This window comes from Actinomadura napierensis, from assembly GCF_039529375.1.
In the GTDB taxonomy this organism is placed as follows: domain Bacteria; phylum Actinomycetota; class Actinomycetes; order Streptosporangiales; family Streptosporangiaceae; genus Spirillospora; species Spirillospora napierensis.
Window position 1 is genome coordinate 48849 of sequence record NZ_BAAAMR010000022.1, and the last position, 19708, is coordinate 68556.

A 19708-nucleotide genomic window follows, 5' to 3' on the forward strand; every position below is an offset into this window, starting at 1 on the left:
GGTGTGATGATCCTGGTGGGGCGGGGGGTTCGAGCGGTGGCGCGATCCGGCAACATTGGTCCATGGAGGCCCGTACCGTGTCACCCCGCCCGGCCCAGGACCGTCCGCTGCGACGGGACGGTGAGCCGGACCGCCACGAGCCCGCCGCGGAGCGGCCCGGCTCCGCCCGCCCGGACGTGGCCCTGCTCCCGAAGGCGCACCTGCATCTGCACTTCACCGGCTCGATGCGGCATTCGACGCTGGTGGAGCTGGCCGCCCGGCACGGCGTCCATCTGCCGGACGCGCTGGTGGAGGACTGGCCGCCGAAGCTGCAAGCGACCGACGAGCGCGGCTGGTTCCGGTTCCAGCGGCTGTACGACATCGCCCGGTCGGTCCTGCGGACGCCGGACGACCTGCGCCGGCTGCTGCGGGAGACGGCGGAGGACGAGGCGGCGGAGGGCTCGGGCTGGCTGGAGATCCAGGTGGATCCGAGCGGGTACGCGGCGAAGTTCGGCGGGCTGACCCCGACGGTCGAGCTCGTGCTGGACGCGGCGCGGGAGGCGTCGGAGGCGACGGGGGTCGGGATCGGCGTGGTGATCGCGGCGAACCGGACCCGGCACCCGCTGGACGCGAAGACCCTCGCGCGGCTGGCCGTCCGCTACACCGATCAGGGGGTGGTGGGGTTCGGGTTGTCCAACGACGAGCGGCGGGGCCGCGCCTACGACTTCGAGGGGGCGTTCCGGATCGCCAAGCGGGGCGGTCTGCTGTCGGATCCGCACGGCGGCGAGCTGCTGGGCCCGGCGAGCGTCCGGGAGTGCCTGGAGACGCTGGACGCCGACCGGATCGGCCACGGCGTGCGGGCGGTGGAGGATCCGCGGCTGCTGGAGCGGATCGTGGACCGGGGCGTGACGCTGGAGGTGTGCCCGGCGTCGAACGTGAGCCTCGGGGTCGCGGCGTCGGCGGAGGACGTCCCGGTCCGGCGGCTGTTCGAGGCGGGCGCGTCGATCGCGCTGGGCGCGGACGACCCGCTGCTGTTCGGGTCGCGGCTGGCGCGCCAGTACGACCTCGTCCGCACCGTGCACGGGTTCTCGGACGCGGATCTGGCGGAGCTGGCGCGGCAGTCGGTGCGGGCGTCCGCCGCGCCCGACGACGTCCGCCGCAGGCTCCTGGACGGCATCGACGCCTGGCTCAACTGAGCGTCCCCGACGTCGACTTGCGGCGAGTCGTCGTTATGGACGCGTCCATAACGACGACTCGCCGCAGGTGAACGTGGTTCAGGCGGGCGTCTCGGCGGGTTCGGGGGCCTCGACGGAGACCTGCTCGGCGTGGGTGGGGAGGGCGGGGATGAGCAGGGCGGCGACGGCCGCGACGCCGAGGACGGCGGCGCCGAGCCACAGGGCGGGCTGGAGGCCGTCGGCGAACGCCTGCGGGGTGGTGAAGTCGCCCTGGGCGGCGAAGACGGCGCCGAGGACCGCGATGCCGAGGACGGTGCCGAGCTGGCGGAGCGAGTTGCTGACGCCGGACGCGACGCCGGACAGTTCGGGCGGCGCGAAGCCGAGGACGGCGCGGGCGATGGGCGGGAAGAACAGCGCCATGCCGATGCCGGCGAGGACGAACGCGGGGACCATCTCGCCGTAGCTGGCGGTCGGCGAAAGGACGGCGGCGAGCCAGGCGATGCCGGCGGTCTGGAACACCATGGCCAGGGCCAGCACGTTCCGCACGCCGATGCGCGCGATGAGCGGCGCGGTCAGCGGGGCGACGAGCAGCGGCATGCCGGTCCAGGGCAGCGAGCGGACGCCGGCGTCGAGCGGGCTCATGTGCTGGACGCCCTGCATGAACTGGATGAGCAGGAACGTGGCGCCGAACATGGCGAACGACATGGCCAGCGAGAGGCCGTTGACGACGCTGAACCCGCGGCTGCGGAACATCCGCATCGGCAGCATCGGCTCGGCGGTGCGCGCCTCGTAGCCGGCGAAGGCGAGCAGCAGCACGGCGCCGCCGATGAGGGCGCCGAGGACCTGCCCGCTGGTCCAGCCGTGCTCGTTGGCCCGGACGAGCCCGAGGACGAGGCCGAGCACGCCGCCGGCGACGAGGACGGTGCCGACGAGGTCGAGGCGCTTGGCGGCGCCGCGGCTCTCGGTGAGGAACCCGGGCGCGAGGGCGAGCAGCACGACGCCGACGGGGACGTTGATCCAGAAGATCCACTGCCAGGTGGCGGCCTGGGTGACGGCGCCGCCGAGGACGGGGCCGAGCGCGACGCCGAGGCCGCTCATCATGCTCCACGCGGCGAGCGCGACGCCGCGCCGGGCCGGGGGCACGGCGGCGGCGAGCAGGGTGAGGGTGAGGGGCATGACGATCGCTCCGCCGGCGCCCTGGACGGCGCGGGCGGCGATGAGCATGCCGATGTTCGGGGCGAGCGCGGCGGCGGCGGACGCGGCGGTGAAGACGGCGAGGCCGCCGATGAACAGCCGGCGGCGTCCCCACCGGTCGGCGACGGCGGCGGCGGGCAGCAGCAGGACGGCGAAGGTGAGGGTGTAGGCGTTGACCGTCCATTCGAGGCCTTCGAGGCCGGTGCCGAGGTCGGTGCGGATGTCGGGGAGCGCGTTGGTGACGATGAGGTTGTCGAGCGCCACCATGAACAGCGCGACGCCGGTGATGACGAAGGTCCGGACGGGATGCGGCTTACTCATTAGTTATCACTCACTAACTTCAAGGGATAAAAAAAATCAGTGCCCGGGCCGGCCGCCACGGCCGCCCGCCTACCGCTCCCCTTCCGTGTCGACGGCGTCCGGCGCGGCGCCGCGCAGGCCTTCCGCCCAGTCGCGCAGGGATTCGGGAAGCGCCGTGCCCGGCACGTAGGGGACCTGGAACGCGGTCAGCACGTTGACCAGCATGCCGACCGACATGAACCGCGTGACCTCCGCCGGCTCCGCGCCGGACACGTCGGCGACCAGCCGCCACAGCCGCGCCCACCGGGCGTGGCCGATCCGGCCGATCTCCTCGTCCCCTACGGCGGCGGCGTAGATCTGCAACTGGAAACGCAGGAGGTGCGGGTCCTCCTTGAGGATGCGCCGGTAGGCCTCGGCCATCTCGGCGGTCGCGGCCGTCCCGCGGCGACCGCCGGCCGCGTCGCGCAGCAGGTCCTCGATGTCGACGAAGCAGCGGTCGATCGCGGCGAGGAAGAGCGCGCGCTTGGTCGGGAACAGCCGGAACATGTACGGCTGGGAGACGCCGACGCGCTCGGCGATGGCCGCGGTGGACGTGCCGTCGTAGCCGCCGCGCGCGAACTCGGCCATCGCGGCCTTGATCGCCATCTCGCGGCGCTCCTCGGCGCTCATCCTCGGACCCATGAGGAGAAAGTTAGTGTTCAATCACTAACTTCGTCAAGGGGCGCCGCGAGGGACCTCCCCGGCGGCTCAGCCGACGACGCCCTCCACGAGCAGCAGGGCGCCGAAGATCGCGAACCCGGCCGCCGCGCCGTACTTGATGACCCGCTCCGGGAGCCGCTTGCCGAGCAGCTGCCCGACCAGGATGGCCAGCGCGTCCGCCGCGACCATGCCGATCGTGGAGCCGAGCCAGATGCCGGTCAGCCCGAGGAAGCCGCCGTGGTCGGCGGCCAGGGTGATCGTCGCCAGCATCGTCTTGTCGCCCAGCTCGGCGAGGAAGAACGCGGTGCCGACGGCCAGGATCGCCGAGCCGCGCGCCTTCTTGGCCTTGTCGCGCTCCTCGTCGTCCAGCTCGTCGCCGCGCAGCGTCCACAGCGCGAAGCCGAGGAACGCCACCCCGGCCAGGACCGAGATCGGCCGGGTCGGCAGCGCGGCGCCGAGCACCGCGCCGACCACCACGCTCGCCAGGTGCACCAGCGCGGTCGCGGCCGTGATCCCGATCAGCACGGGCATCGCGCGGAAGCGCGTGGCGAAGGTCATGGCCATGAGCTGGCTCTTGTCGCCCAGTTCCGCGACGAAGATCACGGCCAGGCTGATGATGAATGCGGTGACCACCGGGTCCCTCTCGCTCGGATGCCGGGCGGAGGGCGGGGGGAGCCGTTTCGGGCGCGCACGACCTCGACCCGGCGTGTGTGCCGGGCCGAAGGTCTCGTCCGCCTCCTGCGAAGGCCCGCGTGACCGGGCGCCGCGAACGGCGCCAGTGTGTCGATCACGCGATTCGGGACTACTCCCCCTCGACCCGTGCAGGCTATCAAGGCCCGCACCAGGGACGTCAAAGCGCGTCCGGGGCTAGAGGGCGACGCCGACCATGACGGGTTCGTTCGCCAGCTCGACGCCGAACGCGTCGCGGACGCCCGCGCGGACCTCGCGGGCCAGCGCCAGCAGGTCGGCGGTGGACGCGCCGCCCGGGTTCGTCAGCGCGAGGGTGTGCTTGGTGGAGATCCGCGCCGGACCGAGCGCGTGGCCCTTCGCGAACCCCGCCTTGTCGATCAGCCAGGCGGCGGAGGTCTTGGTCCGCCCGTCCGGCTCCGGGTAGCGGGGGAAGGAGGCGTCCGGGCCGAGCCGCTCGGCGACGCGGCGCTCCAGGCCGGCGAGCTGCTCCGGGGTCAGGATCGGGTTGGTGAAGAACGAGCCGGCGCTGCGCGAGTCGGGGTCGGCGGCGTCCAGGACCATGCCCTTGCCGCGCCGCAACTCCAGGACGGCGTCGCGCGCCTCCTTCAGCGACACCCGCTCGCCGGGCCGCACGCCGAGGCGCTTCGCCAGCTCCGCGTACGCGATCGGCTGCGACTCCTCGGTCTCGCGGAGCGCGTACGTCACGTGCAGCACGACGTACCGGTCGTCGCCCTTGAACACGCTGTGCCGGTAGGTGAAGCGGCACGCGTCGCGGTCGAGGGTGACGCACCCGCGGGCCTGCCGGTCGTACGCGCGGACCTCGACGATCGTCTCGCTGACGTCCTGCCCGTACGCGCCGACGTTCTGGATCGGGGTCGCGCCGACCCGTCCCGGGATCCCGGACAGGCACTCGACGCCGGCCAGGCCGTCCGAGACGCAGCGCGCGACGAACGGGTCCCAGTCCTCACCGGCCCGCACGCGGACGAGTACGGTGTCGCCCTCCCCCGCCGTGCGCTCGACGCCGCGCGCCCCGACGTGCACCACGGTCCCGGGGAACCCGTCGTCCGACACCACCAGGTTGCTGCCGCCGCCGAGCACCAGCACCGGCTCGCCCGCGTCGTCGGCCTTGCGGACCGCCGCGACCAGCTCGTCCTCCGACGTCGCCTCGACGAAGCGCCGCGCCGGGCCGCCCAGCCGCAACGTGGTGTACCCGGCCAGGTTCACCTCTTCCGCGAACACCGCCACAGCCCTGTCCCCTCCCCGAACGTGCACGTCCGCACCGGCCGGACGCCCGGCCGGTGCGTGTCCCGGCGCGCCCTCAGGCGAGCCGGACGACGGCCTTGGCGCGCGTGAGGACCTTCTGGTCGTTCGACCGGGCGGTGAGCGCCACGACGACCTTGTTGTCGTCGAGCTTCTCCTCCACCTGGCCGCTGATCTCCAGGGTCGCGCCGCCCTCGTCGGGCACCACGACCGGCGAGGAGAACCGTACCCCGTAGTCGACCACGGCTCCCGGATCCCCGACCCAGTCGGTGACGAACCGGCCGCCCTGCGCCATCGTGAACATGCCGTGCGCGATGACGTCCGGCAGCCCGACGGCCTTGGCGAAACTCTCCCGCCAGTGGATCGGGTTGAAGTCGCCGGACGCGCCGGCGTACATCACCAGGTTCGCGCGGTCGACCGGGAACGAGCGCGCCGGGATGTCGGTGCCGACCTCGACGTCGGCGTAGTTCACCTTGGCGGTCATCAGGCCCCCCGCTCCACGATCGTGTTGTAGGTCTTGCAGATGAGCTCGCCCTCGACGGTCTTCACGTCGGTCTCGACGACCATCTTCTCGTTGTTGCCGATCGACCTGATCTCGGTGATCGTCGAGGTGCAGGTCACCACGTCCCCGGCGCGCACCGGCCGGGTGTACTCGAACCGCTGCTCGCCGTGCACGACCATCGCGTAGTTCAGGCCGAGGTCCTTGTCGGCCAGGCCGGGGTTGCCGAGCGACACCACGATCGGGAACGTCGGCGGGGCGACGACGTCGGGGTGGCCCGCCGCCTTCGCCGCCTCGCGGTCGCGGTAGATCGGGTTGGGGTCGCCGATGGCGTCCGCGAACTCGCGGATCTTCACGCGGCTGACCTCGTACGGCTCGCTGGGCGGGAAGCTCCGCCCGATGAAGTCACGGTTGAGTGCCATGCAGTCCGTCCCTCCAGGTCCCGGCGGGGCTCGCGGCGGCGCCGCCCGCGTCCGAGCACATTTGCAACGTCTCGACGGACCGTAACAGAACGACGTTCAGCCCGTCCCCCGCGGGTCTCACCGCGGAAAAACGGGCTGTGTTCTTGCGATCCCGGCCCAGGGTGCTCGCCTGGCGGCTCGCACCCTGACCGTGCTCGGGCGAGCGCGACCTCGCTTCGCGAGCTTCCCGGCGAGGCTCGCCTTCGGCGTCGCCTCGCCGGTCAGATAACGCGCTCGCGTGACGGTCCAGGTGTGCGACGACCTGCAATGGCCGATTCGCCCTGACCGACGATTCTGCAACCGTCCTGCGGACGGCGCGGGCTGGGCCGCGCGCCGTCCGGGACCGCCGGCTAGCGGGTCTCGCGGTGCGGGCGGTGGGTGCCGGCCCCGTGGTAGCGCAGCGGGGCAGTACTTCCCGTCCGGACCTGGTTAGCGGGTCTCGCGGTGCGGGCGGTGGGTGCCGGCCCCGTGGTAGCGCAGCGGGGCAGTACTTCCCGTCCGGACCTGGTTAGCGGGTCTCGCGGTGCGGGCGGTGGGTGCGGCAGTTGGGGCAGTACTTCTTGATCTCGAGGCGGTCCGGGTCGTTGCGCCGGTTCTTCCGCGTGATGTAGTTGCGGTGCTTGCACTCCTGGCAGGCCAGCGTGATCTTCGGCCGTACGTCGGTGGCAGCCACGATGGAGTGCCTTTCTGAGCTAGGAACATGGACTACGCATCCCGGACGCCCATGGAAGGGCGGCCGGCGATTCGACCCAGCCCGCCTCACCCCCGTGGGGGTGAGGGAGATGGGTAGTAGCGAGGGCCGGACTTGAACCGGCGACACAGCGATTATGAGCCGCTTGCTCTGCCTGACTGAGCTACCCCGCCGTGCTGGTCGGTGTGGACCGGATTGCAAGGATACCGGATGCTCACCTGACCCTGGAAACGCGAATTCCCGGACCTTGGTCGGGGAATCGGAGTTCCGTGGCCCGCGGGCCGTTCCCCAGGTTACCCGGTGGAGGAGGGTGGCCTGACGAACGCCCTGCTGGAACCGGTGGGACGGTATCACAGGGCCCGGTTTCGAGCGAATCGGTCCGCGGCGGCCTGTCCCGGCGCGGTGGGAGGTCCCGCCCGCCGGCCCGCCGGCGCCCCGGGTCCGGGGACGACGAAGGCCGCCGTCCGGAGAACCGGATGGCGGCCATTGTGCCGTGGAGCCCCTTTACGGAATCGAACCGTAGACCTTCTCCTTACCATGGAGACGCTCTGCCGACTGAGCTAAAGGGGCTTGCGTCGTTCGCGCAGGGAAAACGATACACGGACTCGGGACCGCGCGCGAACTGGATTGCCCCGGACGCCGCAGGCAGGCGTCTCCGCTGGTCAGCGCAGCAGGCTGCGGGCGATGACGAGCTGCTGGATCTGGCTGGTGCCCTCGTAGATGCGGAACAGCCGCACGTCGCGGAAGAACCGTTCGACGGAGACGCCGCGCATGTAGCCCATGCCGCCGAAGACCTGGACGCCGCGGTCGGCGACGCGTCCGACCATCTCGGAGCAGAAGTACTTGGCGCAGGACGGGCCGAGCTTGGTGTCCTCGCCGGCGTCGTAGGCGCGGGCGGCCTCCAGCACCATGGCCCGCCCCGCGTACAGTTCGGCCTGCGAGTCGGCGATGAGGCCCTGGATGAGCTGGTACTCGCCGATGGTGCTGCCGCCCTGGCTGCGGTTCTTGGCGTAGTCGACGGTGTCGTCCAGGATCCGCTGGGCGAGGCCGACGCAGAGGGCGGCGATGCTGACGCGTCCGTGGGCGAGGGACGCCATGGCGGTGCGGAACCCGGTGCCCTCCGGTCCGACCATCGCGCTCGCGGGGACGCGGACGTCGTCGAAGAACACCTCGGCGGTGTGCGCGCCGCGCTGGCCCATCTTGTGGTCGGCGGGGCCGACGCTGAGGCCGTCGGTGCCGCTCTCCACGAGGAAGGTGGAGATGCCGCGGGAGCCGGCGCCTCCGGTCCGGGTGAAGACCATGAAGACGTCGGCCTCGGGGGCGTTGGTGATGAACCTCTTGGCGCCGTTGATGACGTAGTCGTCGCCGTCGCGGACCGCGGACGTGGACAGCGTGCTGGGGTCGGAGCCGGCCTCGGCCTCGGTCAGCGCGAACGCGCCCACGATTTCGCCGGACGCGAGGCGCGGCAGCCAGGCGGCCTTCTGCTCGTCAGTCCCGGAGTTCACCAGGACCTGTCCGGCGATGCCGTTGCTGGTACCGAACATCGAGCGGAAGGCGGGGCTGGTGTAGCCGAGCTCGAAGACGAGCCGGACCTCCTCGCTCAGCGACAGGCCGAGCCCGCCGTACTCCTCGGGCAGGGCGTACCCGAACAGGCCCATGTCCCGGGACGTCCGCCGCAGCGGCTCCGGGATCGCGTCGGTCTCCTCGATCTCCTCCTCGCGGGGGACGACCTCGTCGCGGACGAAGCTGCGGACGGCCTTGAGCACGTCGGCGAAATCCTGTGACTCCATGGGCCCCATTCTAGAATCAGATTCCAAGAAGTCCGCGCGGCGCCCCGGCTGTGCCAGGGTGATCGTTCATGAGTACGGCCTTCCAGCAACTCGTCGACGAGATCGTCCGCGCGGCGCTCGTCGAGGACCGGTCCTTCGGCGATCTCCTACCCCGGCTCATGCAGGAGTCGCAGTCGGCGCCCGCCGCCGCGAAGACCGCGGCGCTGCCCCGCCTGGCCCAGGGCATCGCCGAGGCGCCGGTCAACCTCGGCGGATGGCTCGCCGTGGTGTCCGGCGCGTGGATCGAGTCCGGCGCCGACCCCGACCCCGCCGGCCCGGCGGTGGTGCACCGTCTCACCGAAGCGACCGCGGCGGCCCTGGCGTTCGGCAACGCCTGGGAGGAGGCCACCGGCGGCAAACCGCCCGACATGCAGGAGGAGCAGCCCTCCCAGCAGGTCTTCGACACCGTCAGCCCGGTGCTCGGCGACGGCACCGTCACCGCGATGATGTCGTGGTTCGCGCTGCCGCAGTTCGCGATGGCGGGCAGCACCGTCCTGCAGATGTCCCCGGCCACCCGCACCGGCCTGGACGAGCGCGACTTCCGCGCGTTCGCCGCCGAGAAGGCCGCCCAGTACCTCCCGCACATGGGCCACGTCCAGGCGCTGCTGCGGGTCCTGGACGGCGAGCGCATCCTCGTGCTGGACCGTGCCACCCGGCACGGCTGGACGGTCACCATCGGCGGCGTCGGCGACAACTTCCAGCTGCACATGCTGCTCGCCGGCGCCCTCCTCGGACGTCCCGGCGGCATGCCCGGCACCCCGCCCGCCCCCGAGATCGTCGCCTGCTTCCTCGACGCGGACGTCCCGCCCGGCCGGCCGATCGTGTCCAGCCCGTGGAACCTCGTGGACGCCCGCGGCGAGTGGATCTACAACGAGGGCGTGCCCGCCGACGTCCCCGCCGTCAACGGGACCCGCGTCGTCGTCCTGGACCCGCCGTCCTACGAGCGCACCTTCCCGGCCGGGCGGCGGTTCCCGCTGATGCCCGCGACCCTGCGCGTCGACGGCATGCATCTGCCGGAGGACCTCGCCGGCTGGTGGCCGCACATCGCCGCGGCGAACAACCCGCTCTAGAACCGCACCAGGACCGCGGTGGCGTCGTCGTACCGCTTGCCTCGCGCGAAGGTCTCCGACTCCTCCGCGGCCCTGGTCCGCCGGACCAACTCGCGCGGCCCCTCCTCGTCCAGCACCCGCAGCAGGCCGTCCCAGTCGAGCCGGCCGAACCGCTCGACCAGGCGGGACGCGCCGTCGCTCAGCACCGCCGCGCGTCGCAGCCCCGCGACCGGCACCTCGCCGGTCAGCCCCTCGTACGCCGCCTCCGGCTTCGTGCTCGCCACCCAGAACCCGCCGGGGCTGTTGCGCGATTTGCGGACGGCGTCGAGGGTGTAGCTCGGCAGCCGGTCGACCCGGTCGTCCCGGATCACCTGGATCTCGCCCACGTCCAGCACGATCGGCGAGTCCGCCAGGACGAACCACTCGACCGCGTCGCCGCGCCGCCGCAGCAGCGACACCGTCGCGGACGGGCTGTCGGGGTTCTCCAGGTCGCACGTCCCGGTGTGCGCCTCGCCCGTCACCTTGATCGCCTCGGCGACCAGGTCCGGCAGCGGCTTGCCGTCCTCCAGCGCCATCCGCGCCGCGATCTGCCCGCCGAGCCGCCGCACCAGCCACGCCGGGTCGTGCGCGCAGCCGCTGTCCACCCCCGGCGGCGCCGTCGCCCCGTCCAGCAGCACGACCCACCCCGGCCCCGCCGCGACGAAGTCCTCGTTGGGCCGTCCCGGCGTCGCCTCGCTCACATAACTCACCTGCACGAATGCTGGTCTACCCGGTCGGACGGCCGATGTCCGAAACGTCCATCAAATCCTCACCCTCCGTCCCGTGAATCTTGCCGGGCCCGGCGCCCTCAATCCGGTTGTCCGACGTCCGGGTCCCGGCCTACGGTGCCGCAGTGGATCACTTCTCACGCTCGTGGACGGCCCTGCTCGCCGCGGTCGCCGGCCTGCCGGACGAGGACTTCGAACGGCCGTCCGGCTGCGCCGGCTGGCTCGTCCGGGACCTCGTGTGCCACCTGGTCATCGACGCCCAGGACGTCCTGATCACCCTGGTCACGCCCGCCGGAACCGAACCGACCGCGGACGCCGCCACCTACTGGGACATCGTCGAGCCGCCGACCGGCGACGACCCGCTCGACGCCCTGATCCCGCGGCTGGCCGCCGCGTACGGTGAGCCGCGGCTGCTGAAGTTCCACCTCGACGACGTCGGCTCCGCCGCCGGCCGCGCCGCCCGGCTCGCCGACCCCGCCGCCCGCGTCGCCACCCAGGACAAGGTGCTGACCGCCGGCGACTACCTGTCCGCGTACGTGCTCGAATGGACGCTGCACCACCTCGACCTGATCGCGCACCTGCCGTCGGCCGCCGAGCCGCCCGCCGAACCCCTCGCGGCCGCCCGCGCCCTGCTGGAGAGGATCGCCGGGGCCCCGTTCCCTGCCTCGCTCTCCGACAAGGACGCCCTGCTGATCGGCACCGGCCGCCGCGCCCCTTCGGACGCGGAGAAGGCCGCGCTAGGCGACCTCGCCGCGAGGTTGCCCCTGGTCATCGGCTGACTCAGCCCTCGTCCTCCACGTCGACCCCGAACGCGCGCGCCAGCCCGTCCAGGCCGAACTCGTGGCCCTGCCCCACCACCCGCACGCGCCAGCCGTCGCCTCGCCGGTAGATCTCGGCGAGCAGCATCGTCCGCTCGCTGGTGCCCGCGTCGAGGGTCGCCTGGACGAAGGCGCTCTCCGCGTCGTCCGGCCCGACCACCAGCTCGATGGCGCCCAGGTCCCCGAACGTCACCGCCCCGTCGATCGCCGCCGCAACGGTGACCGTCCGCACCGCGCCGGGCAGGCCGTCGAGGTCGACGGTGATCGCCTGCTCGGCCGGGCCGTCGGCCACCAGCCGCACCGACCCGTCGGGCGTCTCGGCGGCGTTGTAGAAGACGAAGTCGTCGTCGCTCGCCACCTGACCGTCCTCGTCCAGGGCGAAGGCCACCACGTCGACCTCGCACGACGAGTGCCGCACCCACGACACCTCGGCCGTCCACCGCCCGCCTTTCGGCAGGTCGACGGCGGCCCCTCGCGGCAGGACCCGCGTGCCCTCACGCACCGGCCCGCGCTCGGGCGCCTCCAACCAGACCTCCTCGTGCACCGGCAGCTCCAACGTCACGACCCGCTCCATGCGGCGGTCGCCCGTGTCGAGCGCGACCACGTCGGTGACGCTCGCCGACAGGTTGATCGCCGCCGCACCGCCCAACTCCACGACCCGTCCCCGCGCCTTCGACGCCTTGGGGTGCGTCCCGCCGAGCACGAGCACCCGCCGTCCGTCCAACGGCCGCACGACCTCGGCCTTCGGGACCGGCGCCGGGATCACCGGCCCCGATTCACCATGCAGCACACCGGGACGCACGTCACCGAGCAACCGCAGAAATGTGCGCTCGTCAATGACGGGGACACCGTTCTCCCGCGCCTTGCGAGCCTTGGCCGACCCGGACCCGGCATCATTCGTCACGAGCACACTGGTGAACCTGCTGACCGACGTCATGGCGTTCAACCCGGCCGCCACGGACCGCGCCACGAGATCCTCACGCGCAATACCGGTCTCACCGGTGATGGCGACTTTCATCCCCTGAACGAGCGGCGCCCCGTCCTTGAGCGACCCCGGACACCGGAAAGCGCAGCGAACCTTCGGAGCGGACGGCCGGAACACCCCGTTCTGCTTGGGCGGACACGTCACCAGCGGCAACCGCACCCCCAGCCGGGCCGCCTCGTCGAGCGACCCCCGCAGCACCCCGGCGAGCGCCCGGACGTCCTCCCTCGCGTCATGCGCCCTCCCCATCCGCACGCCGTAGTGCGCGGCCAGGGTGCCGAGCTTGAGATCGGACGTCGCCGGAGCCAGACGCCGGTTCAGCGCGAGCGTGCACAGCCTCGACTCGACCGGAAGGCTCTGCCCCGCACGCCCGAACTCCTGAGCGAGGAAGCCATAGTCGAAAGGCGCGTTGTGCGCCACCAGGACCCGCCCCTTGAGCATTCCCGCGACCCGCTCGGCGACGTCCCCGAACTTCGGAGACCCTTTCAACCGATCGGCGGTCAGCCCATGAATATGGACGGGCCCCGGATCGCATCCGGGATCGAGCAGAGTCGAGAACTCCTCCCCCGCTTTCCCATCCTTTCCGACCGTCGCCACGGCGATCGACAGCACCCTGTGCTGGACGGACCTGAACCCGGACGTCTCCACGTCCACCAACGCCCACTCCTGCGGAAACGCGACCATGAAAGAACGCTAGACACCCGCCGCCCGCCGATTAGCCCCCTGCCCACAACCGGTCACAGAAACCGTGGAAAACCCGGGCCACCAAAATCAACGGATTCAGGACGCCCCCCAGCGAAGCCGCAGCAGCGGACGCAACCATGCCCCCACGACCTTCTTCACCGACCGCCGCCGAGAAGCCCTTCTCGGCGACTGAACGCCCGGCCCGGAGAGGACGGCCCGGTGAGCCGTCCAGGACCCGACCGGCCGTCCGACGCCGATGCCCGGACCGCCGAGTTCCTCACGCAACCGCCGCGCGAGATCGGACGCCAGTCGCGCCTCGACCAACCGCCCCGGCAGCAACGCCCAGAGCGACCCGGTGAACTCGCCATGCCAGATGCAGACGCCGGGGAAGGCGAGCCGAAGCCGCTCTACGGCCAGGTCGATATCGAGTTCGACCTCCAGCCGGTCCCCGAACCGGTGACCAGGCGCCAGTACGAGCGCGGCGCTCGCGCCGCGATATCGGTTGTCCGGGTCATGCGAGAGCACAGCGATACCTCCAGTGACCTGCACGGATAACCAGGAACATGCGGCGTTGCAGAACGGCACCGACCCGCGCGACGGCCGCCTCCACGTCACCGCAGGGGGGACAGAGGACCCGCATGTGCGGTTCACCGACCCCGGCCAAGAACTTCGTTGAGTTGCGGCGAGTCGTCGTTATGCACCCCGCCAAAGCGACGACTCGCCGCAAGTGAACGTCTGTTCACAACGCCGACCGGGGCAGTGGTCTATCTCTGGCCGCCGGGTGGGCGGGAACATGCCGCGTCCGCATCTCCGCGCGGAGAGAAGAAGCGGCGTCCACCGCGACCCTGGCGTGGCGATCCCGTCCGAGCGCGCCACCGCAGGACGCATTGCGCCGGCTTCAAGGGGACTTCAAGGGGCGTAGGCCGCCCATACGACCTTTCCTTCCTCGACGAGCGGCCGGACGCCCCAGTCCTGAACGAGCTGCGCGAGCATCAGCAGCCCCCGCCCGCTGGTCGCCTCGTGGTTCTCCGGACGGACCTCGGGCGTCCCGGCGCCCTGGTCCCAGACCTCGATCCGCACGAGGCCGTCCCGCACGTCCGGCAGAACGCGGACGACGATGTGCCCGAACCCCACGTGCTTGTAGCTGTTGGTCACCAGTTCGGTAACCACGACCCGCCCCACGTAGGTCTCCGCGATCCCCAGCTCACGGAACCGCTCCACAAGGAAGCGGCGCGCATGGCCGGGCGCCTGGTCGGTCGGCGCGAGCACGAGAGCCGGTGACTCCGGTGTGGATGCTGCTGCCATCGGTGTACGCCCTTCGAGCGCAAACGTCAGCGACCTCGGACGGCCCTCACCCACAAACCGGAAGATCCCGCCCGAAATCACTCTCTGTCATCGAACGAACACCATGATGCCACAGAAACCCGTACGTTAATAGGTGACTTCGAAAACACCCGCAATCGAGTTGCATTCCTTATCGGCTCGGTTGCGGCCCCCCGAGAGGAAGATCGCCGTGGCTCTGCCCAGGGAGAACTACAAGATCAGCCCGGAACTGCGGTCCTTCGGCGCCGAGATCAGGCAGTTGCGGGAGGCAGCGGGGCTCAGCCAGACCGATCTCGCCGAACTCGTCAACGTCTCCCGCGCCTACATCAGCCATGTTGAACTGGGCAAGACACGCTGCCGCTGCGACTTCGCCAGCCGCGCGGACGCTGCGCTCAAGGCCAGCGGCCGGATCGTCCAAGCATGGAACGAACTGCTGGAATCAATCAAATCGGTCAAGTACGCCGCATACTTCGTGAACTTCCCGAAGGCCGAGTCGACCGCCACCCTCATCCGCGTCTACGAGACGCACATCGTCAACGGCCTGTTCCAGACGGAGGCTTATGCAACCGAAATCCTCACAGATATAAAGGATGTACCAACGAGACTGGGCAGACAGAAGCACGTTATGGGCGACCCCGCTCCGACAATATTCGTCGTACTTGAGGAGAGCGTTCTCCATAGACAGGTAGGAACTATCGAGGTCATGCAAGAACAACTCGAATACCTATTGGAACTGTCCGAAAGGGACGGCATCCGGATTCAGGTTCTTCCCACCGTCTATGTAAAGGAAGCACGAGCTGCCTTCGCCATCGCTACCCAGGCGGACCGTAGCGAAGCCGCGTACATGGTCACCGGGGTGGGCGGCATGACCAGCGCAGAGCCGGAAGACCTTGCCAAGCTGAGTGAAAGATTCGCTAGTCTGCAGGCAGAGGCGCTCAACGTGAGGGACACTCGAGCGCTGATCAGAAAGGTGATCGAAGAAAAATGGACCTGAGCAGGGCACTGTGGCGCAAGGCCTCGCGGAGCACGGCGGAGAATGACAACTGCGTTGAGGTCGCCGGCATCCCGAACATCGTCGCGCTCCGTGACAGCAAGGACCCCAACGGCCCCAAAATCCTCGTGAGCCGCAGCGACTTCCGGCACCTGGCCGAGACCCTCAAAAACATCTAGCCTGCACTTACAGGCCCCCGCATTGACGAGGTGTTGGAGTTGAGCAACGTCGTCTGGCGCAAGGCTTCACGGAGCACCGCCGAGGCCGACAACTGCATCGAGATCGCATCGATGCCGAGGGCCGAATTGCCCTGGCGCAAGGCGCAGCGAAGCAACGAATCAGGCGACGATTGCGTCGAGCTCGCCGCGGTGCCGGGTTCCGAGCCAGGCTGGCGCAAGGCTTCGCGGAGCACGGTGCAGAACGACAACTGCATCGAGGTCGCTGACGGGATGGACGTCGTGGCGGTTCGGGACAGCAAGGATCCCGGCGGTCCCATGCTCGTCCTGAGCCACGGCGAGTTCCGGCACTTCACCGACGCCATCAAGAACATCTAGTCCGTTCCGCCCCGCTGACTCGCGGGTCAGCGGGGCGGAGCGGCGCATCCGCTCAAGGGCATCCGGTCGGGCATGCCCGGCGGATCGGGTGAAACTAGGCTGCGACGATGGACCGCGCAACGGACATGCCCGAGAGTCTCGCCCAGCCTGCGGATCCGGCCGAGGTGAACGACTACGACGGCTTCGCCGAGGCGTACTCGGCGGAGAACGAGAACAGTCTCGTGAACGCCTATTACGAGCGGGCCCGCGATGCTGGCGCTCGCCGGAGACGTGACCGGCCGCCGGATCCTGGACGCCGGCTGCGGCTCCGGTCCCCTGACGGCCGCACTGCGCGACCGCGGTGCGATCGTCACCGGCATCGACGCCAGCGCCGGGATGCTGGCGCTGGCAAGGAAGCGGCTCGGTGATGGCGCGGCCCTGCACGTGGCCGACCTGAAAGACCCCCTGCCGTTCGACGACGGTGCGTTCGACGATGTGGTCGCGTCGCTGGTGCTGCACTACCTGGAGGACTGGGGGCCGACGCTGGCCGAGACGCGGCGCGTGCTGAGGCCCGGTGGCAGGCTGATCGCGTCGGTGGACCACCCTTTCGTGGCCTACACGATCTCCGAGCCCCGGCCCGACTACTTCGCGACCACCGGCTATGCCTTCGAGTGGATGCTCAACGGACGGCTCGTCCCGATGAAGTTCTGGCGCAAGCCGCTGCACGCGATGACCGATGCCTTCACCGCCGCCGGTTTCCGCCTGGCCGCCATCAGCGAGCCGCAGCCCGATCCGGCCGCTCGCGAACTGTTCCCCGACGACGTCCACGACCTCGCGACCAGACCCTGCTTCCTGTTCTTCGTCCTCGAGGCACCGGCGTGATTCCTTTTTCGATGCTGGAGGGTCTACCTGTTGTGAGCCAGGGGCCGTCCGCGACTGCGGGAGCGGGGCCTGGTCCGGCAGGAATCGCGAGAGAGGATCGTCAGCGGTGGAGAGTGAGCAGGATTCGGCGCCGACCCGGCAGCTGAGCCGGGCCTTCGCCAGCACGCGGGCCGTGCTGGCCAAGGTCGGACGCGACCAGTTGGACGCAGCGACGCCGTGCGCGTCGTGGGACGTGCGCGCTCTGATCAACCATTTCGTCGGCTCGGCCCGGTGGGGCGCCTCCGCCGCCATGGGTACGGGCTACGACGTCACCGACGAGGACTTCGGGGCCGGCGACTTCCTTGCCGGTTACGACGACTGCATCGAGGTCGCGCTTGCGGCCTTCGGGTCCGCAGGCGTACTGGAGAAGACGATCGAGCTCGCGTTCGGTGAGTTCTCCGGTGCGGACCTGATGGGCATGGTCGTCAGGGATCAGTTCGTCCATGGATGGGACCTCGCCCGCGCCATCGGGCACCACACCGACCTTGACCCCGAACTCGCCGACGAGCTCCTCGTCCAGGCCCGGGCCGACATCATCGACGCCTACCGGGGGCCGGAGGGAGAAGCCATTTTCGGGCCCATCGTCGAGGCTCCTGGAAATGCGGGTCCGGCCGACCGGCTGGCCGCCTTCCTCGGCCGCTCCGTATGACCGGAGAACGGTTTTGACCTCTGGCGGATCCGACCGGGAAACCGTCGTTCCCGACAGTGAGGCGTTCGTCAGGGACACCGAGCCGTTCCGGCGGGAACTGCTGGCGCACTGCTACCGCATGCTCGGCTCGGTGGACGATGCCACAGACGTGGTCCAGGAGGCATATCTGCGCGCCTGGCGTTCCTACGGCGCGTTCGAGGGCCGGTCGTCGGTGCGCACGTGGCTCTACCAGATCGCCACCAACGCCTGCCTGACCGCCCTGGCGCATCACAGCAGGCGTGTGCTGCCTTCCGGCCTCGGCGGTCCGGAACCGGACCCCGCGGCCGCCCCGGTACCGGCCGAGCCGGGTGTCGGCTGGCTTCAGCCGGCACCCGACGTGCTCTTCAGCGCGGACGCGGCCGATCCCGCCTCCGTCGTCGTCGCGCGGGAGGACCTGCGGTTGGCGCTCGTCGCCAGCCTGCAGTACCTGTCCGGCGCGCAGCGGGCCGTGCTCATGCTCCGGGAGGTGCTGTCCTTCCCGGCCGCCGAGGTCGCCGTCATGCTGGGCACCACCACGGCGGCCGTCAAGAGCACGCTGCAACGCGCCCGCGCCAGGCTCCGGCAAATAACTCCCGCGGCCGACGCGATGACCCAGCCCACCGAGCCGGAAGCACAGGAGTTTCTCGACCAGTACATCGCGGCCTTCCAGAATTCCGACGCGGCGGCCCTGGAACGGCTGCTGTGCCGGGACGCCACTTTGGAGGCGACCCCCTTCAAGACCTGGTTCGCCGGCCAGAGGACCTGCGTGCCCTATCTCCGCACCTGGGTCCTGGGATCGCCCGGTGATTGGCTCATGCTGCCGACAAGTGCCAACGGGCAGCCCGCCGCGGTCGCCTACACCCGTGACCGAAACGGCACGTACCAGGCTTACGGAATAGTGGTGCTGACCGTCACCGGAGCGGGCATCAGTCATATCTTCTCGTTCAACGAACCGAGCCTCGTCGCCACTTTCGGCTTCCCGCCGACGGCCGTTCCCGGCTAGGCCCTGTTTCCTGGATCGGCTGACGGTGGGCGTTGGTTAAATCACTGTGGGTTGATGGGTCGTGGTGACTTGACCGATGCCGAGTGGGAGCGGCCGACGCCGCCGTGGCGCGAGCTGGTCGAGCTGCTGAAGGAGGTGGCCCGGCAGGCGAGGCGCTGGGACGCTCCCGTGGCGGGTCGTCCACCAAGATTCATCTGTCCGCCGATGGCCGGTGCCGGGTCCTGTCCGTTGCCGTCACTCCTGCCAGTGGGGCGACAGCCCGCAGTTCATCGCCGTCCTGGACGCCATCAACGTCCCCAGAACGGGGCCGTCCCGACCGCGCCGCCGTCCCGACCTCGACGGTTCGTCAGAGGGTGGGGAGGATGCCCCCGTCGACCGAGATGGTGATGCCGGTGAGGTAGGAGGCGCGTGGGGAGGCAAGGAAGGCGATCAGCTCTGCGGCCTCCTCGGGGCGGCCGGGGCGGCCGAGCGGGGCGGCGAGGCGCTGGTGGAACTCCTTGCGGATGGTGTCCAGGTCGCGGCCGGTGCGTTCGGCCGCCTGCCGCAGACTCGCCTCCACGGCGTCGGTCTCGATGACTCCGGGCATGACGGCGGTGACCCGCACGCCGTGCGGGCCGCAGGCGAGCGCGAGGCTCTTGCTGTAGGCGTTGAGGGCGGCCTTCGCGGCGGCGTAGGGAGCGCCGTTCGGCTGGGGGTAGCGGGCGGCGTTCGATGACACGTGGACGACCGCCCCGTGGCCCTGTGCGGTCATGTGGGGGACGAGGACGCGGTCGAGGCGGACGGCGGACAGCAGGTTGGCTTCGAGGTTGGCCAGCCAGTCCTCGTCGGTCGCGGCGAGGACGCCGTCGGGTACCTGGATGTTGCGTCCGGCGTTGTCGACGAGCACGTCGATGCCGCCCAGAAGATCGAACGCCGCGGCCGCCGCGTGCTCGACCCCGCCGGGAGTGTTCAGGTCGGCGGTCACCAGGTGCACTCCAGCGGGAACTTCGGCCTGGTTGCGGGCGACGGCGACCACGTGCGCGCCGGCCGCGGTCAGACGGCGCACCGTGGCGGCGCCGATGCCACGGGTTCCTCCGGTGACGACGGCGCGCGCCCCGTGCAGACCCAGATCCGCACTCGGATCGGGGAGCAGCACGGGCGGACGGATGGCGGACATGGCGCTCCTCGGATGAAGGGTGGTGATGCGGAGGTCG

21 protein-coding genes, 2 tRNA genes and 1 pseudogene are annotated in these 19708 nt (G+C 70.6%); 9 read left to right on the forward strand and 15 right to left on the reverse strand.

The window, feature by feature from the left end:
- The first annotated feature begins 62 nt into the window (after positions 1-62).
- The gene (locus tag ABD296_RS14935; RefSeq protein ID WP_344266682.1) at positions 63-1175 is read left to right on the forward strand and encodes an adenosine deaminase; all 1113 of its coding nucleotides are present in this window, start codon (positions 63-65) and stop codon (positions 1173-1175) included.
- A gap of 78 nt (positions 1176-1253) precedes the next feature.
- Here ABD296_RS14935 and ABD296_RS14940 read toward each other — a convergent pair whose 3' ends face one another.
- The 10 genes from ABD296_RS14940 to ABD296_RS14985 form a co-directional block, all read right to left on the reverse strand.
- Positions 1254-2669: an MFS transporter gene (locus ABD296_RS14940; RefSeq protein WP_344266685.1), complete on the reverse strand. Its 1416-nt coding sequence runs from the start codon at positions 2667-2669 to the stop codon at positions 1254-1256.
- A gap of 69 nt (positions 2670-2738) precedes the next feature.
- Positions 2739-3329, reverse strand: coding sequence for a TetR/AcrR family transcriptional regulator (locus tag ABD296_RS14945; protein WP_344266688.1), 591 nt, complete (start codon positions 3327-3329; stop codon positions 2739-2741).
- Positions 3330-3395: 66 nt separating this feature from the next.
- A complete protein-coding gene (locus ABD296_RS14950; RefSeq protein ID WP_344266691.1) occupies positions 3396-3980 on the reverse strand; it encodes a TMEM165/GDT1 family protein in 585 nt (194 codons plus the stop codon).
- Positions 3981-4214: 234 nt separating this feature from the next.
- Entirely contained in the window at positions 4215-5282 is a 1068-nt protein-coding gene (locus tag ABD296_RS14955) for a UDP-N-acetylmuramate dehydrogenase (protein WP_344266694.1), read from the reverse strand.
- Between the two features lie 73 nt (positions 5283-5355).
- Positions 5356-5781, reverse strand: coding sequence for a MaoC family dehydratase (locus ABD296_RS14960; RefSeq protein ID WP_344266697.1), 426 nt, complete (start codon positions 5779-5781; stop codon positions 5356-5358).
- Positions 5781-6218 (reverse strand): MaoC family dehydratase N-terminal domain-containing protein, encoded by a 438-nt coding sequence (locus ABD296_RS14965; RefSeq protein ID WP_344266700.1) that lies wholly within the window; start codon positions 6216-6218, stop codon positions 5781-5783. Before ABD296_RS14965 ends, ABD296_RS14960 begins: the two co-directional genes overlap by 1 nt.
- A gap of 547 nt (positions 6219-6765) precedes the next feature.
- On the reverse strand, positions 6766-6930 hold the full coding sequence (gene rpmG, locus ABD296_RS14970; protein WP_026404241.1) for a 50S ribosomal protein L33: 165 nt from the start codon (positions 6928-6930) through the stop codon (positions 6766-6768).
- Between the two features lie 117 nt (positions 6931-7047).
- Positions 7048-7121: transfer RNA gene (locus ABD296_RS14975), tRNA-Met, on the reverse strand.
- Between the two features lie 321 nt (positions 7122-7442).
- Positions 7443-7518, reverse strand: a tRNA-Thr gene (locus tag ABD296_RS14980).
- Between the two features lie 92 nt (positions 7519-7610).
- A complete protein-coding gene (locus ABD296_RS14985; RefSeq protein ID WP_344266703.1) occupies positions 7611-8738 on the reverse strand; it encodes an acyl-CoA dehydrogenase family protein in 1128 nt (375 codons plus the stop codon).
- Between the two features lie 68 nt (positions 8739-8806).
- Here ABD296_RS14985 and ABD296_RS14990 point away from each other — a divergent pair, with 68 nt between their 5' ends.
- Positions 8807-9847 (forward strand): hypothetical protein, encoded by a 1041-nt coding sequence (locus ABD296_RS14990; RefSeq protein WP_344266706.1) that lies wholly within the window; start codon positions 8807-8809, stop codon positions 9845-9847.
- On the opposite strand, the gene ABD296_RS14995 is transcribed toward ABD296_RS14990, so the two are convergent.
- On the reverse strand, positions 9844-10566 hold the full coding sequence (locus ABD296_RS14995) for a hypothetical protein (protein ID WP_344266709.1): 723 nt from the start codon (positions 10564-10566) through the stop codon (positions 9844-9846). The genes ABD296_RS14990 and ABD296_RS14995 overlap by 4 nt on opposite strands.
- Positions 10567-10718: 152 nt before the next feature.
- Between ABD296_RS14995 and ABD296_RS15000 the strand changes: the two genes are divergently transcribed.
- Positions 10719-11372 carry a maleylpyruvate isomerase N-terminal domain-containing protein gene (locus ABD296_RS15000; protein WP_344266712.1) on the forward strand — a complete coding sequence of 218 codons (654 nt, stop codon included), beginning with the start codon at positions 10719-10721 and terminating at the stop codon, positions 11370-11372.
- Position 11373: 1 nt separating this feature from the next.
- Here ABD296_RS15000 and ABD296_RS15005 read toward each other — a convergent pair whose 3' ends face one another.
- The 3 genes from ABD296_RS15005 to ABD296_RS15015 all read right to left on the reverse strand — a co-directional run bounded on the left by ABD296_RS15005 (position 11374) and on the right by ABD296_RS15015 (position 14382).
- On the reverse strand, positions 11374-13077 hold the full coding sequence (locus ABD296_RS15005; RefSeq protein WP_344266715.1) for a TerD family protein: 1704 nt from the start codon (positions 13075-13077) through the stop codon (positions 11374-11376).
- 96 nt (positions 13078-13173) lie between these two features.
- Entirely contained in the window at positions 13174-13602 is a 429-nt protein-coding gene (locus ABD296_RS15010) for a hypothetical protein (RefSeq protein ID WP_344266718.1), read from the reverse strand.
- A 384-nt stretch (positions 13603-13986) separates the two neighbouring features.
- Positions 13987-14382: an ATP-binding protein gene (locus tag ABD296_RS15015; RefSeq protein WP_344266721.1), complete on the reverse strand. Its 396-nt coding sequence runs from the start codon at positions 14380-14382 to the stop codon at positions 13987-13989.
- Positions 14383-14590: 208 nt separating this feature from the next.
- Between ABD296_RS15015 and ABD296_RS15020 the strand changes: the two genes are divergently transcribed.
- The 6 genes and pseudogenes from ABD296_RS15020 (at position 14591) to ABD296_RS15045 (ending at position 18515) form a co-directional block, all read left to right on the forward strand.
- Positions 14591-15394, forward strand: coding sequence for a helix-turn-helix domain-containing protein (locus tag ABD296_RS15020; protein WP_344266724.1), 804 nt, complete (start codon positions 14591-14593; stop codon positions 15392-15394).
- Positions 15385-15570: a DUF397 domain-containing protein gene (locus tag ABD296_RS15025; RefSeq protein ID WP_344266727.1), complete on the forward strand. Its 186-nt coding sequence runs from the start codon at positions 15385-15387 to the stop codon at positions 15568-15570. The genes ABD296_RS15020 and ABD296_RS15025 overlap by 10 nt, the downstream gene beginning before the upstream one ends.
- Before the next feature lie 39 nt (positions 15571-15609).
- Entirely contained in the window at positions 15610-15945 is a 336-nt protein-coding gene (locus ABD296_RS15030) for a DUF397 domain-containing protein (protein WP_344266730.1), read from the forward strand.
- A 107-nt stretch (positions 15946-16052) separates the two neighbouring features.
- A pseudogene (locus tag ABD296_RS15035) lies at positions 16053-16806 on the forward strand (class I SAM-dependent methyltransferase).
- A 106-nt stretch (positions 16807-16912) separates the two neighbouring features.
- Positions 16913-17494 carry a TIGR03086 family metal-binding protein gene (locus ABD296_RS15040; protein ID WP_344266733.1) on the forward strand — a complete coding sequence of 194 codons (582 nt, stop codon included), beginning with the start codon at positions 16913-16915 and terminating at the stop codon, positions 17492-17494.
- Positions 17445-18515, forward strand: coding sequence for an RNA polymerase subunit sigma-70 (locus tag ABD296_RS15045; RefSeq protein WP_344266735.1), 1071 nt, complete (start codon positions 17445-17447; stop codon positions 18513-18515). Before ABD296_RS15040 ends, ABD296_RS15045 begins: the two co-directional genes overlap by 50 nt.
- Before the next feature lie 346 nt (positions 18516-18861).
- On the opposite strand, the gene ABD296_RS15055 is transcribed toward ABD296_RS15045, so the two are convergent.
- Positions 18862-19671 (reverse strand): oxidoreductase, encoded by an 810-nt coding sequence (locus ABD296_RS15055; RefSeq protein ID WP_344266737.1) that lies wholly within the window; start codon positions 19669-19671, stop codon positions 18862-18864.
- Positions 19672-19708 lie beyond the last annotated feature (37 nt).